This window comes from Desulfovibrio sp., assembly GCA_016208105.1.
Taxonomy (GTDB): domain Bacteria; phylum Desulfobacterota; class Desulfovibrionia; order Desulfovibrionales; family Desulfovibrionaceae; genus Fundidesulfovibrio.
Window position 1 is genome coordinate 165,238 of sequence record JACQYS010000010.1, and the last position, 21,756, is coordinate 186,993.

At 60.3% G+C, this 21,756-nt stretch carries 15 protein-coding genes; 3 read left to right on the forward strand and 12 right to left on the reverse strand.

What is annotated here, in order from left to right:
• The first annotated feature begins 41 nt into the window (after window positions 1-41).
• Window positions 42-1,127: a hypothetical protein gene (locus HY795_05965; GenBank protein MBI4804761.1), complete on the forward strand. Its 1,086-nt coding sequence runs from the start codon at window positions 42-44 to the stop codon at window positions 1,125-1,127.
• Window positions 1,128-1,273: 146 nt separating this feature from the next.
• Here HY795_05965 and HY795_05970 read toward each other — a convergent pair whose 3' ends face one another.
• Genes HY795_05970 through HY795_05985 form a run of 4 tightly spaced genes read right to left on the reverse strand, consistent with a single transcriptional unit; the run spans window position 1,274 to window position 6,693 of the window.
• Entirely contained in the window at window positions 1,274-4,420 is a 3,147-nt protein-coding gene (locus HY795_05970; protein ID MBI4804762.1) for a molybdopterin-dependent oxidoreductase, read from the reverse strand.
• A 12-nt stretch (window positions 4,421-4,432) separates the two neighbouring features.
• Window positions 4,433-5,563 carry a polysulfide reductase NrfD gene (nrfD, locus tag HY795_05975; GenBank protein ID MBI4804763.1) on the reverse strand — a complete coding sequence of 377 codons (1,131 nt, stop codon included), beginning with the start codon at window positions 5,561-5,563 and terminating at the stop codon, window positions 4,433-4,435.
• Between the two features lie 12 nt (window positions 5,564-5,575).
• Window positions 5,576-6,325, reverse strand: coding sequence for a 4Fe-4S dicluster domain-containing protein (locus HY795_05980; protein ID MBI4804764.1), 750 nt, complete (start codon window positions 6,323-6,325; stop codon window positions 5,576-5,578).
• Entirely contained in the window at window positions 6,322-6,693 is a 372-nt protein-coding gene (locus HY795_05985; protein MBI4804765.1) for a winged helix-turn-helix transcriptional regulator, read from the reverse strand. Before HY795_05985 ends, HY795_05980 begins: the two co-directional genes overlap by 4 nt.
• Window positions 6,694-6,809: 116 nt before the next feature.
• On the opposite strand from HY795_05985, the gene HY795_05990 reads away from it, so the two are divergent.
• The gene (locus HY795_05990; protein MBI4804766.1) at window positions 6,810-7,868 is read left to right on the forward strand and encodes a radical SAM protein; all 1,059 of its coding nucleotides are present in this window, start codon (window positions 6,810-6,812) and stop codon (window positions 7,866-7,868) included.
• 128 nt (window positions 7,869-7,996) lie between these two features.
• On the opposite strand, the gene HY795_05995 is transcribed toward HY795_05990, so the two are convergent.
• Window positions 7,997-10,366 carry a diguanylate cyclase gene (locus tag HY795_05995; protein ID MBI4804767.1) on the reverse strand — a complete coding sequence of 790 codons (2,370 nt, stop codon included), beginning with the start codon at window positions 10,364-10,366 and terminating at the stop codon, window positions 7,997-7,999.
• A 574-nt stretch (window positions 10,367-10,940) separates the two neighbouring features.
• On the opposite strand from HY795_05995, the gene HY795_06000 reads away from it, so the two are divergent.
• On the forward strand, window positions 10,941-12,812 hold the full coding sequence (locus HY795_06000; GenBank protein MBI4804768.1) for a DUF3365 domain-containing protein: 1,872 nt from the start codon (window positions 10,941-10,943) through the stop codon (window positions 12,810-12,812).
• Window positions 12,813-13,133: 321 nt separating this feature from the next.
• Here HY795_06000 and HY795_06005 read toward each other — a convergent pair whose 3' ends face one another.
• From HY795_06005 to HY795_06035, 7 genes are all read right to left on the reverse strand, one after another.
• A complete protein-coding gene (locus tag HY795_06005) occupies window positions 13,134-13,859 on the reverse strand; it encodes a formate dehydrogenase (protein MBI4804769.1) in 726 nt (241 codons plus the stop codon).
• 14 nt (window positions 13,860-13,873) lie between these two features.
• Window positions 13,874-16,924 carry a formate dehydrogenase-N subunit alpha gene (gene fdnG / locus HY795_06010; GenBank protein ID MBI4804770.1) on the reverse strand — a complete coding sequence of 1,017 codons (3,051 nt, stop codon included), beginning with the start codon at window positions 16,922-16,924 and terminating at the stop codon, window positions 13,874-13,876.
• Window positions 16,925-17,648: 724 nt separating this feature from the next.
• Entirely contained in the window at window positions 17,649-18,713 is a 1,065-nt protein-coding gene (locus HY795_06015; protein ID MBI4804771.1) for an aspartyl protease family protein, read from the reverse strand.
• Between the two features lie 97 nt (window positions 18,714-18,810).
• The gene (locus HY795_06020) at window positions 18,811-19,317 is read right to left on the reverse strand and encodes a hypothetical protein (GenBank protein ID MBI4804772.1); all 507 of its coding nucleotides are present in this window, start codon (window positions 19,315-19,317) and stop codon (window positions 18,811-18,813) included.
• A gap of 855 nt (window positions 19,318-20,172) precedes the next feature.
• Complete coding sequence (locus tag HY795_06025; protein MBI4804773.1) at window positions 20,173-20,643, reverse strand: DinB family protein; 471 nt, start codon at window positions 20,641-20,643, stop codon at window positions 20,173-20,175.
• Between the two features lie 192 nt (window positions 20,644-20,835).
• A complete protein-coding gene (locus HY795_06030; GenBank protein MBI4804774.1) occupies window positions 20,836-21,144 on the reverse strand; it encodes a hypothetical protein in 309 nt (102 codons plus the stop codon).
• 61 nt (window positions 21,145-21,205) lie between these two features.
• Entirely contained in the window at window positions 21,206-21,514 is a 309-nt protein-coding gene (locus HY795_06035; protein ID MBI4804775.1) for a hypothetical protein, read from the reverse strand.
• Between the last annotated feature and the right edge of the window lie 242 nt (window positions 21,515-21,756).

Here is a 21,756-nt window from a genome sequence, read left to right on the forward strand (position 1 = left end):
GGGTTATCCGCGCTCTCGCCGTTCAGTTCCCTGGAGTCCTCATGCGCCGCTTTTTCACGCGTTCCGCCGTCCGGGCGAGCCTTGTGGCCGTGCTGGCGGCCATTGCCGGTGCCATAGCCTGGGACTACGCTGCATTTGCGAACCTCCACCGGGACGCGGTCACCCGCTGCATGCGTGAGCACGCCTGGCCGTCGCGCCACCCGGAATACGACACCTACCACAACGCCGACGCCTACACCCTCTGGCAATCCCTGAAGAAATCCGCTCCGGACGTGCTCTATTTCAACGATTCCACCATGGGCGCCCACCACAGCGACGAGCGCCAGGACACCCTGGCCCAGCTGGTTGCAGCCGAAACCGGCCTCACGGTCCAGGGCATCAGCGCGCCGGGGCTAAGTCCGGTACTGGTGAAGGCCTATGCCAAGATGCTGGCGCAGGCTCCACACAAGCCACGGTTCGTCATCGTCAACATAAATCCCAGGGCGCTCACGGTGGGGGATTTCTTCCATCCGGCCACGTATTTCGGCAATCTGCTGCATTATCTCACGGTGCTGGGCAATGACGCGGGCCCTAAAGCGTATCTGGCGTGGTGCGCCGCACGCCTGCGGGGACAGGACTTCAACGCACACTTAAAGACCATCACCGCATCCGGTGCATTCCCGGCCAAAGAGGACTACTTCGCCTCCCGCAGACAGGAGGCCCGGCTCCCCCTAGCTGGCAGCTGCGCCCTGGGCGACCCGGAAGCTGCGGATCTTTGCAGGCTCTTTATCGACAACTACATGACCGTGATCGACGGCGGCTGTCCAATGCTGCTTGTGCTGGGCGACGCCCTGGACATACTGCGCCGGGCGGGCATGACGCCCGTTGTGTATGTGACGCCCGTGAACATGGAAGAGGCCGTCGGCCTGGTTGGACCGGCGTTCGCGGAGCGCATGCGCGGGAACATGGCGGCCCTGGCCCGTGGCGTCGCGGCGCACGGCGTGGAGCTGCTCGATTATTCCGAGATCCTTGGCCCGGAGCTTTTCGTGGACCGCCAATGGGCGTGCGAACATCTGTCCTTCGAAGGCAGGCGGCGGCTGGCCGCCGGGCTGGCTCAGTCGGGCGGATTGGGGCGAAGCGATCGGTAGATGTCCGGACAGGCCTTTGGGCGCGGGCAAAGGGCAATGATTTCGGGCGGGCCTCCATGCACCCATCTGATCTACGCCGTGATGTAGCTGATGGCCATGAAAAGAAGAGCCGGGCCCCTGTGAAGGAGCCCGGCTCTTGGTGTAGGCTAGGCTTTTACAAGTTTCACTGGTGATTGATAAAACACGGCGCTTCCGCCGATCTTGTCCACCAGCCCGGTGTTTTTAAGCACCGGATCAAGGCGCATGGCCGCATTGGCATGGATGCCCGTGGCGCGCCTTAGGTCAGGGGCGATCTTCTTGCCGTCGATCTCCCAAACGCCTGCCCCGTAGGCCCAGTGGCCATGCCCAAGCGAGAAGCTGACCACACCGGGGCGAAGGCCTTCAAGCACCTTCACCTTGCCAGCCACCGGCTTCTTGCCGAACGGCCCCAGGTCCCAGACGCCTTCTGGGTTCGAAGCCGAGAGAACCTTCACCAGATCGCCGTCCTTCAAGCCAAGCTTGGCAGCGTCCGCTGCCGCCACTTCCACGAAGTTCTCGGGATACGGGGCCTGGAGCCAGTAGTTGCCCGAGGTGCGCGACTTGGTCTGGGTCACGGCCTTGTAGGTGATAAGCGTCATATCGTACCCGTCTTTGGCGTCCGGCAGCGCATTGCCGGCCACGTCCAGGGGCCCGGGGACGAATCCACCGTAAGGCAGGTAGGTCTTCCCGGTCATGGAGTCCTTGGCCTTGGCCAGGTTGTCGAAGTAGATGCCCACCATCTTGCCGTACTTGTTGGTGAGCTGTCCGTCCTTGTAGGCCTGGGCGTACTCCTGGAAGCGCCCTCCCCTGTTCAGGATGGTCACCACGCTTGGCCACAGCTCCGTTCCCGCCAAAGACTCCCAGCGCTTGGCGTCGAACACCGTGGGAGGCAGGTGGGCGCGGGCCTTCAGGAAGATGTCCATCTCCGCCTGGGACGCCCCGGGAAGCTTCTCGGTGCCGTCGGCCTTGTCGCCGAAGGCCAGGTTGGCCACCATGCGCAGGTACATGTCGTCCTGGTGCTTCAGGTGCAGGCCCTTGCCGAAGGCGTCCTCGCCGAATCCAGCCAAGTTGAGCTTCTCGGCCAGGCCCAAAAGCAGCGACTCGAAGCTCAGCGGCATCTGCTGGCCGTACACGGTGCAGGTGTCGGTCATGGGTTTGGCCGCTGGCTGGCGGATGGCGCCAACCTTGGGGGCCATTGAGGGGTGCGAGCCCACGAACTCCCAGCGCTCAAGGTAGGTCAGGTCCGGGAAGACGTAGTCCGCGAAGATGCTGGTCTCGCCCACGGTGGTGTCCGAGGTTATAAAGAGCGGTATCTTTTTCGGGTCCGCCAGGATGGCGGCCAGGGCGTGACCTGCCGGAAGCGAATACACGGGCGTGCCCATGTAGAGCAGAAGGCATTTGAGCTGATAGGGATACATGTCCCCGGCGCTGGGGATGACCTCCTGGTAGATGTCCGAGGCGAAGGGATACCACACCCGCTTGGCCGGATAGCCGGTAAAAAGCGAGGACTTCTCGTAGCTGGCCTGGTGGCGGATGATGGAGATGCCCCAACCGGGCATCTTGGCCGGGTGCTTGGTCAGGTTGTAGGGTTTTCCCTCGCGCGAGCCGTCGTGGTTGAAGGTGGTGGCCTTGCTTAAGCCCCCCATCCAGTCGTGGTTGCCGATGAGCACGTTCACCAGCATCCAGGAGACCACATTGAAGAAGCCCGAGGTATGCTGCGACACGCCCCTGTGCAGGTCGCACACTGCCTTCTTGCCGTGGGAGGTGAACTCCCTGGCGATCTCGGCCACGTCGGCGGAGGCCACCCCGGCCAGCTTGCACCAGTCGTCGAAGCTCTTGGAATTGGCGCCTTCCGCGTAGATCTGCAGCGCGGTCTTCACCTTGATGCTGTTCAGCTCTCCAGCGAAGAGCAGCTGTCCTTCGACAACGGCCTTGTCGTCATTGGGATCGAATGGCACGGGTTCGCCGTTGTCGTTGACAACGATGAACGGGTCGAAGCTCCATTCGGACTTGCCGTCCTTGGTGGGGCGCTTCTGGGGTTCCATGCCCAGGTCCGAGCCGCGCAGGAACACCGTGGGCTTGCCGTCCGCGTCGAGCTTCACCAGCCAGCAGGCCTGGGTCCAGGTGGGCTCGTTGTCCGCCTTGGCGGCGGCCTTGTTGGCGTTGGCCAGGTAGCGGGCGTCGTAGCGCTTGTTCTCGATGATCCAGCGGATCATGGCCTGGGCCAGCGCGCCTATCCCGTCGGGCTTCACGGGCAGCCACTTCCAGGCCCGGGCCGCCGTCTTGGAGCAGCGCGGATCGGCCACCGCGATCTTGACCCCGTCCGAGGTGATCTGGCTTATCTTGCTGGCGCGAAGGGGCGGGCCGTAGTTGGCCTCGAAGGGGTTGGCGCCCACGAAGAAGATGAACTCCGCGTTGCCAGTGTCCGCCTGCCAGTAGAACTTGGAGCCGTCGGTGAATTTCCCCTCCAGATACTGGTCGGACATGGCCTTGCAGGAGAAGTACAGCGAGCCCTGGCACACCGTGGTGTGGCCGTGGTAATTGTAGGAGCCGCCGGAGAACTCGGTGAAGCGCCGTACGAACTCGCTTCGCCCTCCCTTCAGGCGGCCCCAGTTCAGGCAGAACTGGTTGTTCTTGACCCCGAAATCAGGATGGTCGGGATCGATCAGGTATTTGAGGTTGTCCGCGTTCTTGGCCTTGAACTCGTCCAGGGTCATCTTCTTGCTGGCCACGTCGGCCGCGTCCTTCTTGAGGGCGTCGGAGATCTTGGGGTCGCGGCAGGTCAGGATGTCTTTCAATCCGTCCACCTTGCCCTCGCCGAAGAGGTCCCCGCCTTCCACTACCTCCTTCACAGCCTGTTCGAATGGAATGGTCTTCCATTTGTTCTCGCCGCGCTTTCCGGCGCGTTTCAATACCTTCACGATGCGGTAGGGGTCGTAGAGTGTCTGGATGCCGGCGTAGCCCTTGGGGCACAGGGGGGCGTCCAGAAGGGCGGCCTCGGCCATGGAGGACTTGTAGGGCAGCTGCGGGGTCAGGTTCCAGGGCGAGAGAGGATTGCCGTCGATCTTGACCACGTTGCCGTTTTCGATCTTCACCTTGATGCCGCACTGGGTGTTGCACTGCTGGCAGGCCGAGAAGATCATGCCTTCGGGCTTGAAGCCCTGGTATGGGTTCCGGGAAGCCTCTTCGGAGGAGGCGGCGTTGGCGATGTTTTCCCCGGCGGCCAGGGCGCAGCCCAGAAGCGCGGAGGATTTCAAAAAGTCTCTGCGGTCCATGGTGTCACCTCCTCAGCTGGCCTGGTTTGGTTGAGGTCCTGAACCGTAGAGACGGGGAAAGACCTTCGGCCCCATGATGAACCCGAACAGCGCCAACCCGCTCACGCCCGCGGCCAAGCTCCATTCAGCCATGCTCGGCAGATAGGTGAGCATGAGGCGCGGATGCTGCCAGGCCGTATCGAGCCCGGGAAGCATGGCCACGCTCTGGGCAGGGACGACGAACGCCCAGCGCGCTCCGGCGAAGCCAATAAGAATGAACAGGCAGGCCCACGCGGCCAGGCCTGGATTGTCCTTGGCCTGTGGCAAAAGAAGCAGGGGGAGGATAAGCCCTAGCAATACGTGTCCCCCCCAGAAGGCCCATGCGCCAGGTCCGGTGGAGAGATTCTTGAGAGCCGCCACGGTTTCAACTCGAGCGCCCTGCCAACCGATCCACAGCCAGAGTCCTTCCAGAAATGCGAACACCACCAACATCCAGAGTACTATCCAGGACAGCTTGGCCACAGCAATCTTATCCGTCTTGCTCCACCAGGCCAGGGCGCACACAAGGGCACCGCCGCAAAGCAACGCCGCCGTGACGAACAGCACAGGAATTACCGGTCCGCTCCACAGCCCGTGCCCGGTAAGTACCGAAAAGAAGAAGCCGTTGGTGAAGTAGAAGCACAACCCAACAGGGATGGATACCCAGCTCCAGAAGGAGACGATGCCGTCATCAAGCTTCGCGAAGGCCCAGGCCTTCATGAAGGAAACGAACAGCACCGAAGAAAAAAACAGGAACATCCACCACATGGGTGAAGTAAGGCTTGGTGAGAACACGAAGTTGAACATCCGTTCGAACCTGCCCAGGTCCGAGGCGATGGCGATACCCGCGCACACTTCGGCGACTAAGGCCGCATACGTAGCCAGCCCACCAAGAGGCTTTAAGTCCTTCATGCCGAAAATCTGGGTCAAAGCCGAGATGAGAAGTCCTCCGGCGGAAAAGCCCACGAAAAGAAGATACATGACCACGCCCATGCCCCAGGGTACGTACGACCCGAGGTTCGTTCCTCCGGAACGGTGGATGAGCACGTCCACAACAGCGAACGCCAGGGCGGCCAGACCAACGAAACTCAGGTAGAGCAAAGGCTTTTTGACGCTTGGTTTCACGGTGAGCCTCCTCTATGCCAGGTAGTGGACGTTGGGTTTGGTGCCCAGTTCCGCTTTGAGCGTGTAGGCGCGGGCCGAGCCCATGAGCTCGCTGACCAGGGAGCCCGGATCTGTACGGTCGCCGAAATACGTGGCCCTGCCCACGCAGCTGGTGACGCACGAGGGCAATTGTCCGACCTCGAGCCTGTGCAGGCAGAAGTGGCACTTGCGGGCGTTGCCCACGGGCGAGCCCTTGCCGCGCTGGCCCCAGGATTTGGCGTACTCGGGGGCGTTCTGCTGCTCGTAGGCCCGTGCGGTGTAACGGCCTTGCACGAGTCCCGGCTCTTCAGCCGTCTTGGATGTATAGAAGCCTCCGAAGTCCGAACAGCGGGCACCGTAGGGGCAGGCGGTCAGGCAGTACCGGCAGCCGATGCAGCGGTTGTAGTCGACGACGGTGACCCCTTGCGCGTTCTTGTAGGTGGCCGTTACCGGGCACACCGAAACGCAGGGCGGATTCTCGCACTGCATGCAGGGGCGGGGAAGAAAGCGCCGGCCCACGTTGGGGTATGTCCCGGTTTCCTGTTCCATCACCGGGCGGTACACCACGCCTGGCCCGAGCCGGTTCTCCGAGGCGCAGGCCACCGCGCAGGCATGGCAGCCTATGCACTTGGCCTGGTCGATGACCATGGCCCATTTCACCTGTGATATGTCCTTGGCCATGGCCCGCTTCAGATCGCGGTACATCCTGACCAAGGGGTCTTCTGTCGGCACACTCCCACTCATGGCCCCCCCCCTCGTTTTGGTGGTTGATCACAGTTCCTTTCCGAGCAGCAGCGATAATCACCCAGGGCGTCAATATCCGCGCGTGCCTGATCACATTGAGCCACATGCCTGGCAAGGCACGATAAGATGTCTCGGGTAAACGGCAGTGCATCATCTGTAATCCGGTAATACGCCCATGTCTTGCAGCGTCGATCAATGACTATGCCCGCGTTCTTCAAGTGTGCCAGGTGGCGGGACACAGTTGACTGAGGCATTTTCAGGGCGTGCGTCAGGTCGCAGACGCACAGTTCGCCCTGGCTCAGGAGGTTTACTATGCGCAGGCGGGTTTCATCAGTCAGCGCCTTGAAGAGCTGACACACGGTTTTCATGTTTTATTCCTTAATCCGAATTGCCGGATTTAAGCAAGAGGAAGTATGAGATTCTTGCAAGAGCTGACAGATCAGTCCGGTTGGACATGGGCTTCTCGAAGGAATAAATGCCGTCCATGGCCCTTTCGTCTGCCTGGAACATCCTGCAGCTTGACGTGAGCACGCACTGCACGCTCCGCTGCCCAACGTGTCCGCACACGGCGTTTGCCGACCACTGGCGAAGCGAGCACGTGTCCTGGGCGGTGGTGGAGAAACTGTTGCCCCACGCCAGGCGATTCAGCCTCGTCCACCTGCAGGGGTGGGGAGAGCCTCTCCTGCACCCGGATCTGCCCGCCATAGTCCGCGCCTTCACCCAGGCCGGAGCGCCCTGCGGCCTGACCACCAACGGCGTGCACCTGTCCCCGGAGCTTGGGCGAGGTCTTCTGGATGCGGGATTGAACGCGCTCACGGTCTCCTTGAGCGGTGCCACCCCGGCCACCCAGGCCATGTTGCGGCCTCCATCCCGGCTTGAAGACATCCTGGCTGGCATTGGCCGCTTCAAGGAAATGGCTGGGAGTTCCTGCCAGGTGCGCCTTTCCTTTTTGCGCCAGCCCGAAAACCAGCATGAGCTGTCCGAAGCGGTGCGTTTGGCCAAGCGGACGGGTCTGGACGGTGTCCTGTGTGTGAACCCCACCTTTCAGGCAGTCCCGGAGCATGCCGGGCGTCTGGTGCAACCTGGCAAAGCCGCCAGAAAGGCCTCCCGCAGGGCACGTTGGGCAGCTTTCTTCAACCGCCAGGAACTGAGCATCGTCCATGTAGTGCCGGAACGGTTGCCCAGCTGCCTGAACCGTCCCCAGGAGAACATGACCGTGGCCGTGGACGGGGGAGTAAGCCCCTGCGTGTTCCTGCAACTGCCCTTGAAATCCCGTCCCGAGGGTTTCAACGGCCCGCTGGTATCGTTCGGCAACGTGTTGGAGAAGGACCTGGACGAGATATGGAACGAACCGGGCTACCGGGCTTTTCGCGAGCCGTTCAGTCTGCGTGAGGCCGCCTGCGACCAACTGATCGGCGAATACATGGAGTGCATGGAACAGGAAGGCGCGCTCAAGGATTTCCAGGCATCCATGGAGCGCATGGAACTGGAACTTCCTTTGCCCGCTGAGTGCTCCGGCTGCCTCAAGGCATCGGGATTGTAGTCAAGGTCGACTATTCGGGTGGGAATGCAAACGAAGCGGGGTTCTCCCCCGGGAGGCAGGCCTGGCTGTTGGCGGGTGACCAGCCGAGCATTTCTTGAATGCTCACCCGCCTGGACGCCTTCCCTCCCCTAGCAGACGCAGTTGCGCCCCGCTCTCTTGGCCCGGTACATGGCATTGTCCGCCCGCAGGAGGATATCTTCGATAGAAGCGTCGGATGATTCAAGAACAGCCACGCCGATGCTCACCGTGAAGCGGATCACGTTCTCCTCGCAGGGGACCTCGAGCCCGGCCAGGGCGTCCAGCAGTCTGCCCGCCGTGCGCTGGGCTCCCTGAAGATCCGTATGTGTGAGCAGGGCCGCGAACTCCTCGCCGCCCAGGCGGCCGAAGAGGTCCTCGGCCCGCAGTATCTCCATGCACTGGGCGGCCATGGTTTGCAGGACGATGTCGCCGCAGGTGTGGCCGTATGTGTCGTTGATGGCCTTGAAGTGGTCGATGTCCAGCATGATGAGGGCCAGGGGCAAACCGTGGCGGTGGCTTCTGGCGAACTCCTTGGCGCCACGGTCGAAAAACAGGCGGCGGTTGCTGACCCCGGTCAGTGGGTCGGTGGTGGCCAGCCTGGTGAGCTCGGCTTCCGCGCGCTTGCGCTCGGTGACGTCCACCACGAACCCTTCGATGACCGGCTCGTCGAACCCGGGGGCACTGATGAGGTGGGCATTGCTGGCCACCCATATGGTGGAGCCGTCCTTTCGTTTGCGCCTGCTCTCGTACCCCTTCACCGAGCCGTGTTCGCGCAGAAGCCTTCTGAGCTCGGCGTGCTGGGCGGGGTCGGCGAACAGGCTCCTCGTGCCGTCCTGAAGATGCTTGCGCAGTTCTTCCAGGGAAACGAAGCCGTGGATGCGGGCATGGGTGGCGTTTGCCGTTATCAGGTGGCCGTCCATGGTGGAGCGGTAAATGCCCACCGGGGCGTGCTCGAAAAGGCGCCTGGACCTCTCCTCGCTCTCGCGCAGCGCCTCCTCGGCTTTCTTGCGCCTGCTTATGTCCCGGGCCGACGCATACAGATACCGCCTGCCCGAGAGCATCACGCTTTTGGCGCTTATCTCCACCTCGAGTATCGATCCGTCCTTGCGCCGGTGTTTGGTTTCGAACGTACCCGGTTCGCGCATGAGAACATTGATGGATTCAGCCAGCCTGTGGGCTGGGACCTGCGCTTCCCAGTCCCTCACGTTCAAGCAGGCGGCCTCCTCCAGGGTGTAGCCAAGCATGTCCAGGAAGGACTGGCTGAATTGGACGAGATCTCCGTCCTGATCGAGGATGTGTATGGCATCGCTGGCGGTGGCCATGAGGGTTTGATATCTGGTCACCGCATCGCTCAGGGCATGTTCCGCCCTGTCCCTGCCCTCGTTGCCGCGCCTTAGGAATTCCACCATCCGGTTGAACGACTTGGCCAGGGCCACCACCTCTGCGCAGCCGGGCACCGTGTCCACCCGGACCAGCTCCCCGCTGCGGACAATCTCGGACGTCTTTCCTTCCAGAGCCACCAGCCCGGTGATCAGAATACGCTTGTTCAAAAAATACCCGATGGCCATGGCGCTGACCGCGATGAAAAACAAGGCGAAGATGGTCCAGGCGATTACCGGCAACACCTCCTTGGAGAAGCTCGGGGTGAGTATCCCGCCCAGGATGCCCAGTTCGGAGCGTTTCTCCATACCGTCCGCGATGCGTATGTAGCTGTAGGTGATTGGCCGGCCTGTCTGGCCGATGACGCGAAACGTCTTGCTGTTCTCGGAAATCCCGGAGATGGCGTCCCAGACCTGCTGTGTTATCCTTTCGCCCACCGGGGAGATGTCGCGCTGGGGATAACGGAAAAGCCTGACCCCCTGACCGTCGATGAATATGATCCTGGTTCCTGGGGCCAGCCTCATTGCGGAAAAGAACTTTTCATATTCGTCCAGTTTGAGCGCCGCCTGCAACACGCCTGTGATGGCTCCGTTCGAGTCGATGACAGGGACGGCGAAGGGAAGAACAGGGCTGCCCTTGAGCCGGCTCTGGGTGGCCTGGCCAACCGCGAAGCGCCGCTGGCTCATGGCCTGCTGGAAGTTGTCCCGGTCACTATAATTGATGGAGGTGTCGGTTACCGTGGAGGAGGCGAACAGAAACCCGTCGGGCCTGACCAGGGTGAGCGTGAGGTACTGCGGGTTGCGGGAGACGACCTGCCTTAAGATTTCTTCAATCTCGGACGCGCTCCCTCCCTTCAGGACAGGGAGGTCCGCGATGGTCTCCAGAAGGCTCTGGGCGCGAAGAACCACCTGCTGATGGTAGGTGGCCGCAACACGGGTCAGCTCCATGCTCTGTTCGTCCACGTCATCCTGCTTGTCCCAATAGAGGTGCAGGCCAAGGATCAAGACCACTGCCATGGCCGGTATGGTCACGCAGGCGATCAGAATGGCGGTCAGCGTCCGGATGGACCGCTTGGAGATGAATTCGTCAAGAAGGGGCATCGACGGCTTTGTGTTGAGGAATTCGAGGCGAATGATCCCCGAGCCAGCGGATCCCACTCAAGGCGGCCGAGTGAGGCTGGCTGTATAGACGCCCTCAATACAGTGCATGACGCGCTATCGAAGAATAAGAACGCCTCCTATATTCAATCTTGTCGCCGGGCAAGCGCAAAACGTGTTCTTGTCGGCTGCATGAATCATTTTTCACGGGATTATAGAGGGATGTGGATGTAAAAAAAGACCTCAGCAGCTGCTTTTAACCCTTCGCAAGGGCTCAAAGCCCATTTTGCGGACTGGACCAGCGGCAGAGCGTGGCGCGTGTCTCCTCTTACGCGTACGAACAGGCATGCTTGATATGATATCGTATGCCTGAATCGGATCCTGGCTCCACATCAGCGGGACTGTTGCCTTCAGGTGGCACCACGTTCCCCCCTGTTAGCGCCTCTTGGCCTTTTCTGATTTAAAATAGCCACTATATCAGGGGATTAACCATTCACCCCTCCTGGCATCATACTTGATATCAGCTGATATCGTATTTCAAGAGCCCGCGCTTGCCGAGCTCTTCCAGGAGTGGATGATGAACTTGCAGAAGATGTTCCTTTTGATCAGCGGAAGCGTGTGCCTGATCACCTTCACGGTCATGGTGGTCATAGTCAAAGGCGATTTCGAGAAGGTGATCATCGAGGAATACCAGGAGAAGGCCGACATCATGCTGCACAGCATGAAGGCCGTGCGCTCCCACTTAGGCGGGGTGGTGCGGCCGGAGGCCACCAAGCTCATCGGCAAGGAGGGCTTCATCGTGGAGCTGCAGTCAACCTCCTTTGCCGCCAACAAGGTGTTCGAGACCATGTCCCCGGCCCACAAGTACGACATCTCCTTCCGCACGCCATCCACCAAGCCTCTCAACCCGAAAAACCGGGCCAACGCCGTGGAAGCCGACCTCATCGGCCAGTTGGATGCCATGCACAAGGCCGGCAGCAAGGAGCTGGTCTGGAAAGGCGTGCGCACCGTGGACGGCATGGACTATTTCATCCTGGCCATGGGCGAGGCCAACAAGGAGAGCTGCCTGCCCTGCCACAAGCGCAAGGAGGACGCTCCGGCAAGCCTGCGCGACAAGTACCCCTTCGACAGCCCGGAGCGCCTGGCCAACCGGGTGGAAACGGCCGAGATCGTCTCCATTCCCATCGACAAGCTCTACGCCATGGTCAGGCAGTCCACCACCATGCTCGTCGGAGTGTGTCTGGCCGGACTTGTGGTCATCATCGCCGCCACCACCTACGCCTTCCGCGGCCTGGTGAGCAAACCCCTCGCCGGGCTCGGCGAATACGCGGCCCAGGTGGAGAACGGCAACCTGGAGGCCACACCCGAGGGGCGCTTCCGCTACGGCCTGCTGCGCCTCAAGGACTCCATAGAGCAGATGGTGCGCGAGCTGAAGAAGCGCATGGCCGAATCGGCCGAGTTCGCACAAAACGCGCGCCAGCAGGCCGACGAGGCCAACGCGGCCAAGGCGGCCGCGGATGCGGCCAGGCTGGAGGCCGAACAGGGACGCCGGGAGGGAATGCTCCAGGCCGCCAACAAGCTGGACGGGGTGGTGGAGATCATCACCTCGGCTTCAACGGAGCTGTCGGCTCAGGTGGAACAGTCGAGCGTGGGTTCGGAGGAGCAGTCCCGGCGGGTTGGAGAAACCGCTACCTCCATCGAGGAGATCAACACCACCGTGCTCGATGTGGCCAAGAACGCCTCCTACGCCGCGGACACGGCGGTTAAGGCCAAATCGAACGCCCAGGCCGGAGCCCAGCTCGTAAGCGAGGTGGTGAAAGGCATGGAGGAGGTGCGCCAGCAGTCCCAGGAGCTCAAAAACGACATGAGCATGCTTGGAAAGCAGGCCGAAGGGATCGACCGCATCATGAACGTGATCTCCGACATCGCGGACCAGACAAACCTTCTGGCCTTGAATGCAGCCATCGAGGCCGCCCGAGCAGGCGAGGCCGGCCGGGGGTTTGCTGTTGTCGCCGACGAGGTGAGAAAGCTTGCCGAAAAGACCATGACCGCCACCAAGGAGGTCGGCGAGGACATCCGGGGCATCCAGGAAGGCACCAAGAAGAACATCGCCAACGTGGAGCGCTCGGGAAAGACCATCGAGGAGACCACGGAACTGGCCAACAAGTCGGGAGATTCGCTGAAGGAAATCGTCACCCTGGTGGATTCCACCACGGACCAGGTGCGCTCCATTGCCGCCGCTTCGCAGCAGCAATCCACGGCCAGCGGGGAGATCGCCAGAAGCATCGAGGACGTCAACCGCATCTCACTGGAGATGTCCGACGCCATGCGGCAATCGGCCCAGGCCGTGGGAGAGTTGGCCAACCAGGCGATGATCCTCAAGAACCTGATAAAGGACATGCAGAGCGAGGCCCACTCCCAGCAGGGAGCCCTGCCTCCCGGCCGCTAGGATACTTCTTGGCCCGCAACAGCATGAGAGCAAACACGCCGCCATGATGAAAGGCAGCAAAGGATAGTCTCAACCCGTCTCTATTCCCTCCACCCCCCCACCAGCAGCCTCTTCCGGCGCCGTGCCACAAAGCCCACCCCGGCACGGCGCCGGACGGGGCGAAGCGGCCTCGCACGTGAACATTCTGGCCCCCCTGCTTCTGTTCAACAGTTGGTAGCCCTGCATGAGAATAGTCCGGGCGGATCGTACGGGGTTGCAGCGCAATCGCTGGAGCGCCCCGGCCATTTCCAATACGGCCGGGGCGCGGTTAGCAGTGTGTGGTTATCCCCTTGCCTGGCGCAAGGGACCAAGCAGCATATCCAGGGCGGCCAGGCGCGAGTACATCCTCGGCTCATCCGCGTCCGCCATGAGCGTGCCATGGTACAGACGGGGGTCGTGTTCGGTCAAAAACACCACCCGTACGGAATCCCAGTCCACCAGCACCGCTTTGGGTTTGGTTTTCTTGAGCTCCTCCAGCCGTTTTTTTCCCAGGGCCAGCATCTCGTCGCGCTCACCGAAGTTCATGGTCCCGGTGGGGCAGCTTTTGACGCAGGAAGGCAAATAACCGGCGGTAACCCTGTCATTGCACATGTCGCACTTGGCAATGACCTTGGTTTTCGGATCGAGCCTTGGAATGTCGTAGGGGCAGGCCCCTTTGACCACATCAAAGGGAAGGTTTTTTGTTTTATCGGTGAAGATGACCGCACCTGTGGCGTTGTCCTGGATGATGGCTTCCTTGACCACGGAGTCTGCGGCGTCCTTGCACGGCGGAAGGACGCAGTGGCGGCACTGGTCGGGCATGAACAGCCATTTGAAGTCCGCTCCGTCCCCGGATTCCTTGAAGCGCACCACCTTCAGGGTGACGGCGGAGAGGTCCGGCGGGTTCTGGTGCGAGCCGGTCTGCTTTGTCGGTTCGACGGGCAACTGCTTCCACTGCTTGCAGGCCACCTGGCAGCCACGGCAGGCCGTGCACCTTGAAAGATCGACGAAAAACGTCTTGCCTGGCATGATCGTTTACCTCCCTAAGCCTTTTTCACGTTGACCATGAAGGCCTTGGTTTCCGGGATGCCGGTGTTGGCGTCGCCGACCGACGGGGTGAGCAGGTTGGCGGATTCGCCGCCTTCCTTGGGCCACACCCAGCCGTAATGCCAGGGAATGGCGACCAGATGGACCTTGTTGCCCATGACCATCATGGGCTTCAGGCGGTTGGTGACCATGGCCATGGCCCACACCTGCCCCCTGGGGTTTTCCAGGAGTACCTTGTCGCCGTTTTTTATGCCCCTGAGCGTGGCCAGTTCGTTGCTCATTTCGCAGAACATCTGGGGCTCGGCCTCAAGCAGCCAGGGCGTCCAGCGGGTCATGAGCCCGGTCTGCCAGTGCTCGGTGACCCGGATGGACGTGCACACGAAGGGGTAGCGCGGATCGCAGGAGCTGCGTTTGGCCTCCTCGCCGGGGAAGATCAGCGCAGCGGGGTTGTTGAGCCTTTTGGAGAACGGATGCGCCGGGATGGGGCATTCCATGGGTTCGTAGTGTTCCGGGAAGGGGCCGTCGTTCAAGCCCGGCCCGAACAGGGCTCCCAGGCCGTGCTGCTGCATGATGAACGGGTGCTTCGCGCCGGGATCGCCCCCACCGTCCACCACGTCTATGGTCCACTTCTTTCCGGTGGCGTCCCAGGCCAGAACGGGCTTGTCCGGCTGGTAGGGTACGCCCTGGGCGTTGACCGAAGCGCGGTTGTAGATGACGCGCCGGTTGACCGGCCAGGACCAGGACCAGTTGGGGAACATGCCCACCTTGGCCTGTTCCGGGGTCTGCTCGATGGAGCGGCGGGCGGCCTTGTTGCCCTTGGCTTTGTCCGTGTCGGTGTAGGAGCCGCAGTACACCCAATCGCCCGAGCAGGTGGAGCCGTCGTCCATCAAGTTCGCGAACGAGGCCACCTGCGTTCCGGCCTTGTACACGATCTCCGAGCCGTCCGGGGCTTTGCCCTTAACGTCTTTCAGGTAGTAGCCGTTTATGAGCCGGGCAACCTTGTGGGGGTCGAAGGTGTGTCCGTCGCCCCAGTCGTCGATGTTGGCCCCCAGAATGGGCGCGGGGAAGGCTCCCTTGCCCTTTTTGTAGAGGTCGCGGACCTTCATGAAGAGTTCGTAGATGATGTCCCCGTCGGGCTTGCACTGGCCAAGGGGTTTGGGGCCGCCGTAGCGCCACTGCATCCAGCGGCCCGAGTTGGTGATGGAACCTTCCTTCTCGGTGGATACGGCCGCAGGCAGAAAGAAGACCTCGGTCTTGATTTTCTTCGGGTCCATGCCCGGGCCTTTCCAGAAGGAGCCGGTCTCGTTGTCGAACAGGTTGACGTTCACCATCCAGTCGAGCTTGGTCAGGGCTTCGCGCGTCTTGTGGGAGTTCGCGCCGCTGGCGGCCGGGTTCATGCCCCAGGCGAAGAAACCCTTGAACTGCCCTTTGAGCATCTGGTCGAAGAGCACCAGCCAGGATGCGTCCTGCCCGTCGTCCAGCTTGGGGAGCCAGTCGTAGGACGTGGCGGGTTCGGCCTGCTTGTACATGGCCTTGAGAAGGCTTGCCATGTACTTGGGCTGGTGCTGCTTCCAGTTGAGGCTCTTGGGGTCGTTGCTCTTGGGAGTGATCAAGGCCTTGTATTCGTCGTAGGTCTTGTTGGAAGCCCTTGGCGTGGGCAGGTATCCGGGGATGATGTGATAGAGGAGCCCCTGGTCCGTTGAGCCCTGGACGTTGGATTCGCCGCGGAGGGCGTTCACGCCTCCGCCAGCCACGCCCATGTTGCCCAGGAGCAGCTGAATCAGACACATGGTCCGGATGTTCTGCACGCCAACGGTGTGCTGGGTCCATCCCATGGCGTAGAGGATGGTGCCGGACTTCTCGGGCTTTCCGGTCTGCGTGTAGGCCTTGTAGACTTCCTCCAGCTTTTCAGCCGGGGTGCCGGTGACGTCTGAAACGTTCTTCAGGTCATAGCGGGAATAGTGCTTCTTGAGCAGCTGGAACACGCAGCGCGGGTCGGCCAGGGTCATGTCGCGCTTGGGTACGCCCTTGTCGTCCAGGGCAAAGGCCCATTTGCTTTTGTCGTACTTCCGGGCGGCCTCGTCGAATCCGGAGAAGAGCCCGTCGGTGAAGTCGAAGTCCGGGGCGACTATGAAGGACGCGTTGGTGTATTCGCGGACGTACTCCTCGAAGATCAGGTTGTTGTCCAGGATGTACTTTATCATGCCGCCCAGAAAGGCGATGTCCGTGCCGGAACGCAGGGGGGCGTAGATGTCCGCCTTGGAGGAGGTCCTGGTGAACCTGGGGTCAACGTGGATCAAGGGCGCACCGTTCTGCATGGCCTTGGTCACCCACTTGAAGCACACCGGGTGTGTCTCGGCGGAGTTTCCGCCCATGATCAGGACGCAGTCGCTGTTTTTGATGTCGATGTAGTGGTTGGTCATGGCTCCGCGACCGAAAGATTCGGCCAGGGCGGGCACGGTGGAGCTGTGGCAGATGCGGGCCTGGTGTTCTATGTAGGTAAGCCCCATGGCTCGCAGGAAGGTCTGGTAGATCCAGCATTCCTCGTTATCCAGGGCGGCCGACCCCACCGAGGCGATGCCTTCGCAGCGGTTGACCATCTGGCCCTTGGCGTTCTTCTCCTTGAAGGATGCGTCACGCGTGGCCTTGATGCGCTTGGCGATTTCAGTAAGCGCCCAGTCCCAGGATTTCTCCTGCCATTTGTCGCTGTTCGGAGCGCGGTACATCACCTTCTGGATGCGCCGGTCGTTCTCGGTGAGCTGGTACAGGCTCGCGCCTTTCGCGCACAGGGAGCCTTGGTTTATGGGATGGTCGGGGTCGCCCTCGATGTTGACGGCGCGGCCCTTGCCCTCCTGGGCGGTGTTCACGATCAGCCCGCAGCCAACCGAACAATAGCAGCAGATCGAGGTGGTCTGCTTGGTTCCTTTGAGTTTCACAAGCTCGGCTGCCGCATAGGCCGGGGTCAGATCGAACCCCAGCCCGCCGAAAGTGACGGCCACGCCGCTTGCGGCGGCGAGTTTCATAAAATCACGACGGCAGATTCCCATCATGCTTCTCCTTGTGGCGGGTGGAAGCGGGTCATCTCCCTCGTATCTCCCTGGAGAGTTGTAGGTGCAAAGCAAAGCCGTATGGATGCGGGGGGTGTTCAGACAGTGAGCGGGTGGTGATGGGGGCGGCAGGCGGACGCCAGCCGCGAAGACGCATGCGGTTCGTGACCGCATACAAGCGGTTCAGGTCGAATCCCAGCCCGGAATACGGCAAGGCAAGTACCTTCGCTGCCTGCATATGCAGGACCTCCAGCAAGAAGAGGAAAAGAGGGAGCGCCCTCTCGTTTCGCCAATCAGTGGTTCATGCCGGTACACGGCACGGTAGGGCTCCGATCAAAGCATCGGAGTCACGCGTTGGGACGTGCCTCAAAGATGGTCCCGCATAGCTGATCACCCCCCTCTTCTGCCGATTTGGTCAAAGCATGCATCAGGTACGCTGATGAGTGCAATTGGCGCAATAAATGGCAGCTTGCGCGCGAACTGGCACCGCAATGTCATTCTGGGGGATGAATCACCAGGAAGTCAGACCGGATGCCCGCATCGCCAAAGTATAAGAAATTGGGAAGTAATTGATGAAGGTATGGGGATCAGGGGGCGATGATGATCACATCGACAGAAGCTTCGAAAAAAGGCCCCCTGCTCTGAGAGCGGTCTTGCTCCTGCCATTTCAGAAGGCTGCGGGGCCTGGCGGATGGTGTGCGAGGCCACCATCAGGATGAGTCCCCTACTCCAGGGGCGAAAGCTCCAGTACCCCGTTGTTCAAGCTTGCCTTGAAGTTTCCAAGAAACGAAAGCCCGAGAAGCCCGTCCACACCTTCGCCCAGCGAGTCCCCGGGTGTTCCGTGCACGTGAAGGGGCACTTTTTTCAGGCTGGCCCCGCCCAGGGACATGGTTTCGGCCAGGCCGCCGTCCACCCAGGTGCGGCCATTTGCAGTGGAGGCAAGCAGTCCCTTTTTACTCACCGCTTCCACCCCGGCCCGCTTGGCGAACCCCTGGGTTAAGAGGCTCATGGTGGCCCCGGTGTCCAGGATCATACGGGCCTGGACGCCGTTCACCTCCACAGGCACCAGTATGGCCGCATTGCGCGTGCTGTAGCGCACCTTGGCGCTGCCGTTCGCCTGCACCTTGGGGCAGGAGCCCTTCTTCTCCCACTCCTTCATGAGGGTATCCAGCTGCTGGGTGCGCCGCTTGTGGGCGTCGAAGGCCACGAAGTCGCGCAGGATGTTGGCCGCCTCGCACGGGAACCCGGCCTTGGCCGCCAGCTTTGCGGTGTCGTAGAACACCTGGGCGTGCACCCGGGCCGGGTCGGAAAAGAGCGAAAGGGCCAAGAGCATGTCCTCGTAGGCGCCCAGGGTATCGCCGGTCTTCTCCTTTGCGCGTGACCGCCAGCCCCGGACGCTTGGGTCGCTCGGGTAGTCGGCCACCATCTCGTCGGCTACGGCCAGGGCCTCCTTGTACTGCATGAGACCCATCCGGGCGTCGTACACCATAGGCAGGAGGTCTTTGCATTCGCCGCAGAGGTTTACGCGGCTGTCGTAGAGGGAAAGCACGGACGAGAAATGGTTGGCCCGGCTGAGCTTCCCGGCCAGATCGTTAATAAGGGTGCGGTTGCAGGGCTCCTTCTCGATGCCCTGGGCCAGCTTGAACCCGGCGGTGCCGAGCGAGCCGACGATTTCGGCTGGCAAGAGCGACTGCTGGGGCGGCCTGAAGATGAAATACGCACCGATTGCATGAGCCGCTATGACCAGGGCCACAAAGCCTACGATGATGGGGAGGTTGCTGCGGTTCACGGCAGGACTCTTTGCTATTTTACATGTGAGGGACATGCGCTCCCTCGGATCGATCTCCCGAAGCGTCGACTTCTCCTGGCTGCATTCGGCAATCTCTTCACCGGTTGATGGCGTAGATGAGAGGAGTACCGTTATATGGCCTCATCCAGAGTGACCCGGACCCCACCATGAAGCCCTGGTAGTTTTGGAACACTTCATATGGGTCCTGATCCAGGATGTCCTGCTTGACCTTTTTTGTGATTATGTATTCGTAGTGCTTCAAAAACTGATCTTTTGTTTTCACAGAGAACCTGAAGGCAGTGCCGTCTTTTTTGCTCCCGTTTATTCTCACTGGATAATGAACAACTGAGGCCAGTGCGTCCCTGTCGTTTTCTATTATAGCCTTCTGGAGTAGTATTAAAAATTCAGCAGCAACAAGCGGCTGTACAACATCTCCTACTTGAACAGACACTTTTTCCTGAGGGGTGTTCTCTGCCTTTGCCGTATTCTGTGTTGCAATGAAGAGGGAAATGCAGAGGAATAAGTAAATGAACACGGACAAATAACTGTTTCCCGCCGAGAAATCATGCGTAGAGAGCTTGTTCAGTCGTGCAAGGGTATTCATGGTAAATTCCCCGTGCCGTGGTTTGCTCGTCACCAGTATGTTTGCGCGATCCGTGTTTCACTTTCGCCGTGGCCGTGGCGGGAGGCGTTCGGTGTGCCCCGGTAAGCCGCCATGGCCGCTCAGGCTTGCCTGCCAGACACCGCCTCCCCTAATCTTCGCATGCTGCAATATCCTGCAAGCAGCGGCCGGTTACGCGCACGTTTCACCGCCTGTACGTTCATAGTATATAAACAACCTGCTAAGAGTTTGTCACCTGGTATCTTGTAAGTGTGGGCCTGCACCGAACGCATCAGATGATATTCCAGCCTCAACCCAGTTGACGGGCATCGTCAGGCAGTATAGGAAAGACTATTGAGTATCACATGCCAGGTATCGGCTGCAGCCGAGAGGAGAAGTGTGATGAAAGCCGCATTCGTGCTTCTGATTCTGGCTATCACGATTTTGCTTGGCGCTTGCGGTCATCAGTGGGCCTACACGCCGAAGGACAGAAACACTAAAAGCCTCAGCCACTCGCCTCCACCGGTAGACTTTAAAGTGCAAAATATGGGGCCAGTATTGTGAGGTACGAAAAAATTGGAGATAAATACTACGGGAACGACGGCTCGACCATGAGAAAAAGCGGTGACACCTACTACTTCTCAAACGGGACAACCGCCGTACGAATAGGTGATACATTCAAATACTCGGATGGAACGACAGGAACAAAGATCGGTGACACGATTTACAACCATAAATAGTCATTTATAACGTTATAATAACATCGCAACGTGGCAACAAGGGGCTGGACTTCAATCCGGCCCCTTTGTTTTGGGCGGCACGGTCGCACCACCCTTCCCCTTTTCGCTGCGTTTGGCTTCAGCCCCGCGCCCGCGCCGCTTCCACCTCGTCCAGGCGTTTGGCATAGTGTTCGGCGTGCAGGTTCAGGTGGCTGAAATAGTCGTTGACCAGAAACCCCAGGGTCAACGGGCCTTCCGGTTTCATCCAGGCGTTCTGGAGGGCTGCCTGGGGGATGGTTTCGGCCAGATGGAGCAAGAAGCCGTTGTACGCGGTCCACAGACGGGAAAGGAGTGGGAAGGGGCAGGAATCGTGGTCCTGGGCGCGGACCCAGGTTTCGGCCTCGTAGCCCGGGAACCCGTCCAGGTTGCCCAGGCGCAGGCGGGCGAAGCGCTGGTGGTTGTTACTGGCTGAGTCTATCAAATGCCCGACTATTTCCGAGAGCGTCCAGGCTTCGGAATAGACGCGGACGTTCACCGCCTCCGGCGGCGTGCGGTCCAGAAGAGCCTGAAATCCGGCCACTGCCAACGTCGCCTTGTCCAGATCGATCATACGCCCTCCTTACTACGAGGGGGGAAATACCAACTGTGCCAGGGAGTTGTCGAGGGGGAAGACATTCGTGCGTCAGCGCTGCCGGTTCCGGTAGGACCAACGAAAAAGGGGTTCGGCTTGCGGCCGGAACCCCTTGCTCTTTTGGTTTACGCGAGTGGATTCTCGCTACGATCATGCCATTTCGCTGTGTGCTTAGAAGAGACCGCCGAATTTATCCCAAAAGCTACTGTAGGTTACGTTTGAAGTATTGTACGCTGAATCAACTCTGACCACATTGTTTGATCTTGGGAACGCCGAATACCCGACATCGGCACTGGGAGAATAGACGGAGTACATTATCCCACTTGAGGAATTGCTTACGCTGGGCCTCCAGTCGCTCTTCCCCTCGGTGCTCGCAGCAGGGAGTGTCGGCTGCGTGGTTGGGAAAAACCCCATGGAAAAGGCGTTGCTGGAAATAGAAAGCATGATGACTGTACAAATTGCCAGAATGACCTTTTTCATCAAATTGGTCCTTTGATGCAGATTGCGTTAAAACTGTATTCACAGACCACGATCATTCCAATCAGAATAGGCCGCCGAATTTATCCCAGAAGGTGGAATAGACCACGGGAGTAACATTATTTGCGCTGTCAGCTCTCCAGCCTGTGGTCGTCAGGGGGTACACGCTGTACTGGACGTCGGAGCTGGGGGAGTAGACGGAGTACATCGTCCCGGAAATAGTGCTTTTAACACTGGGCTGCCAGTCAGTCTTTCCCTCGGTACTGGCGGGTGAAGCCGATGGTTGGGCGATGGGGAATGCACCCATGGAAAAGGCGTTGGTGGAAATGGAAAGCAGGACCACGGTGCAAATCGCCAGTACGACCTTCTTCATCTAAATCGCCCTCCTGTGATAGATTGTTCGAGATTTGATCGCCTGTCTGATTATTAGCATGGCGCATATTTTTGTGTAAAGGGTATGCGTAGCTGGATAATGAAACGTGGCTATTGCCTTCGCTCCGCAATTTCCATACTTTATAGAAAGAATCTAGACTGTTGAGGAGGCTCGCCATGGCCAAACCTTACCACGATATGGACCTGATTACATTCCAGCGCCGGTTCGGAACCGAAAAGGCC

Coding starts and splice junctions, on each gene's coding strand:
- HY795_05970 (MBI4804762.1), bottom strand. CDS start 4,420: ATGGACCGCAGAGACTTTTTGAAATCCTCCGCGCTTCTGGGCTGCGCC.
- HY795_06030 (MBI4804774.1), bottom strand. CDS start 21,144: ATGAAAAAGGTCATTCTGGCAATTTGTACAGTCATCATGCTTTCTATT.
- HY795_05980 (MBI4804764.1), bottom strand. CDS start 6,325: ATGAGTGGGAGTGTGCCGACAGAAGACCCCTTGGTCAGGATGTACCGC.
- HY795_05995 (MBI4804767.1), bottom strand. CDS start 10,366: ATGCCCCTTCTTGACGAATTCATCTCCAAGCGGTCCATCCGGACGCTG.
- HY795_06025 (MBI4804773.1), bottom strand. CDS start 20,643: ATGATCGATCTGGACAAGGCGACGTTGGCAGTGGCCGGATTTCAGGCT.
- HY795_06020 (MBI4804772.1), bottom strand. CDS start 19,317: ATGAATACCCTTGCACGACTGAACAAGCTCTCTACGCATGATTTCTCG.
- HY795_06000 (MBI4804768.1), top strand. CDS start 10,941: ATGAACTTGCAGAAGATGTTCCTTTTGATCAGCGGAAGCGTGTGCCTG.
- fdnG (MBI4804770.1), bottom strand. CDS start 16,924: ATGGGAATCTGCCGTCGTGATTTTATGAAACTCGCCGCCGCAAGCGGC.
- HY795_06035 (MBI4804775.1), bottom strand. CDS start 21,514: ATGAAGAAGGTCGTACTGGCGATTTGCACCGTGGTCCTGCTTTCCATT.
- HY795_05965 (MBI4804761.1), top strand. CDS start 42: ATGCGCCGCTTTTTCACGCGTTCCGCCGTCCGGGCGAGCCTTGTGGCC.
- HY795_05985 (MBI4804765.1), bottom strand. CDS start 6,693: ATGAAAACCGTGTGTCAGCTCTTCAAGGCGCTGACTGATGAAACCCGC.
- HY795_06005 (MBI4804769.1), bottom strand. CDS start 13,859: ATGCCAGGCAAGACGTTTTTCGTCGATCTTTCAAGGTGCACGGCCTGC.
- HY795_05990 (MBI4804766.1), top strand. CDS start 6,810: ATGGCCCTTTCGTCTGCCTGGAACATCCTGCAGCTTGACGTGAGCACG.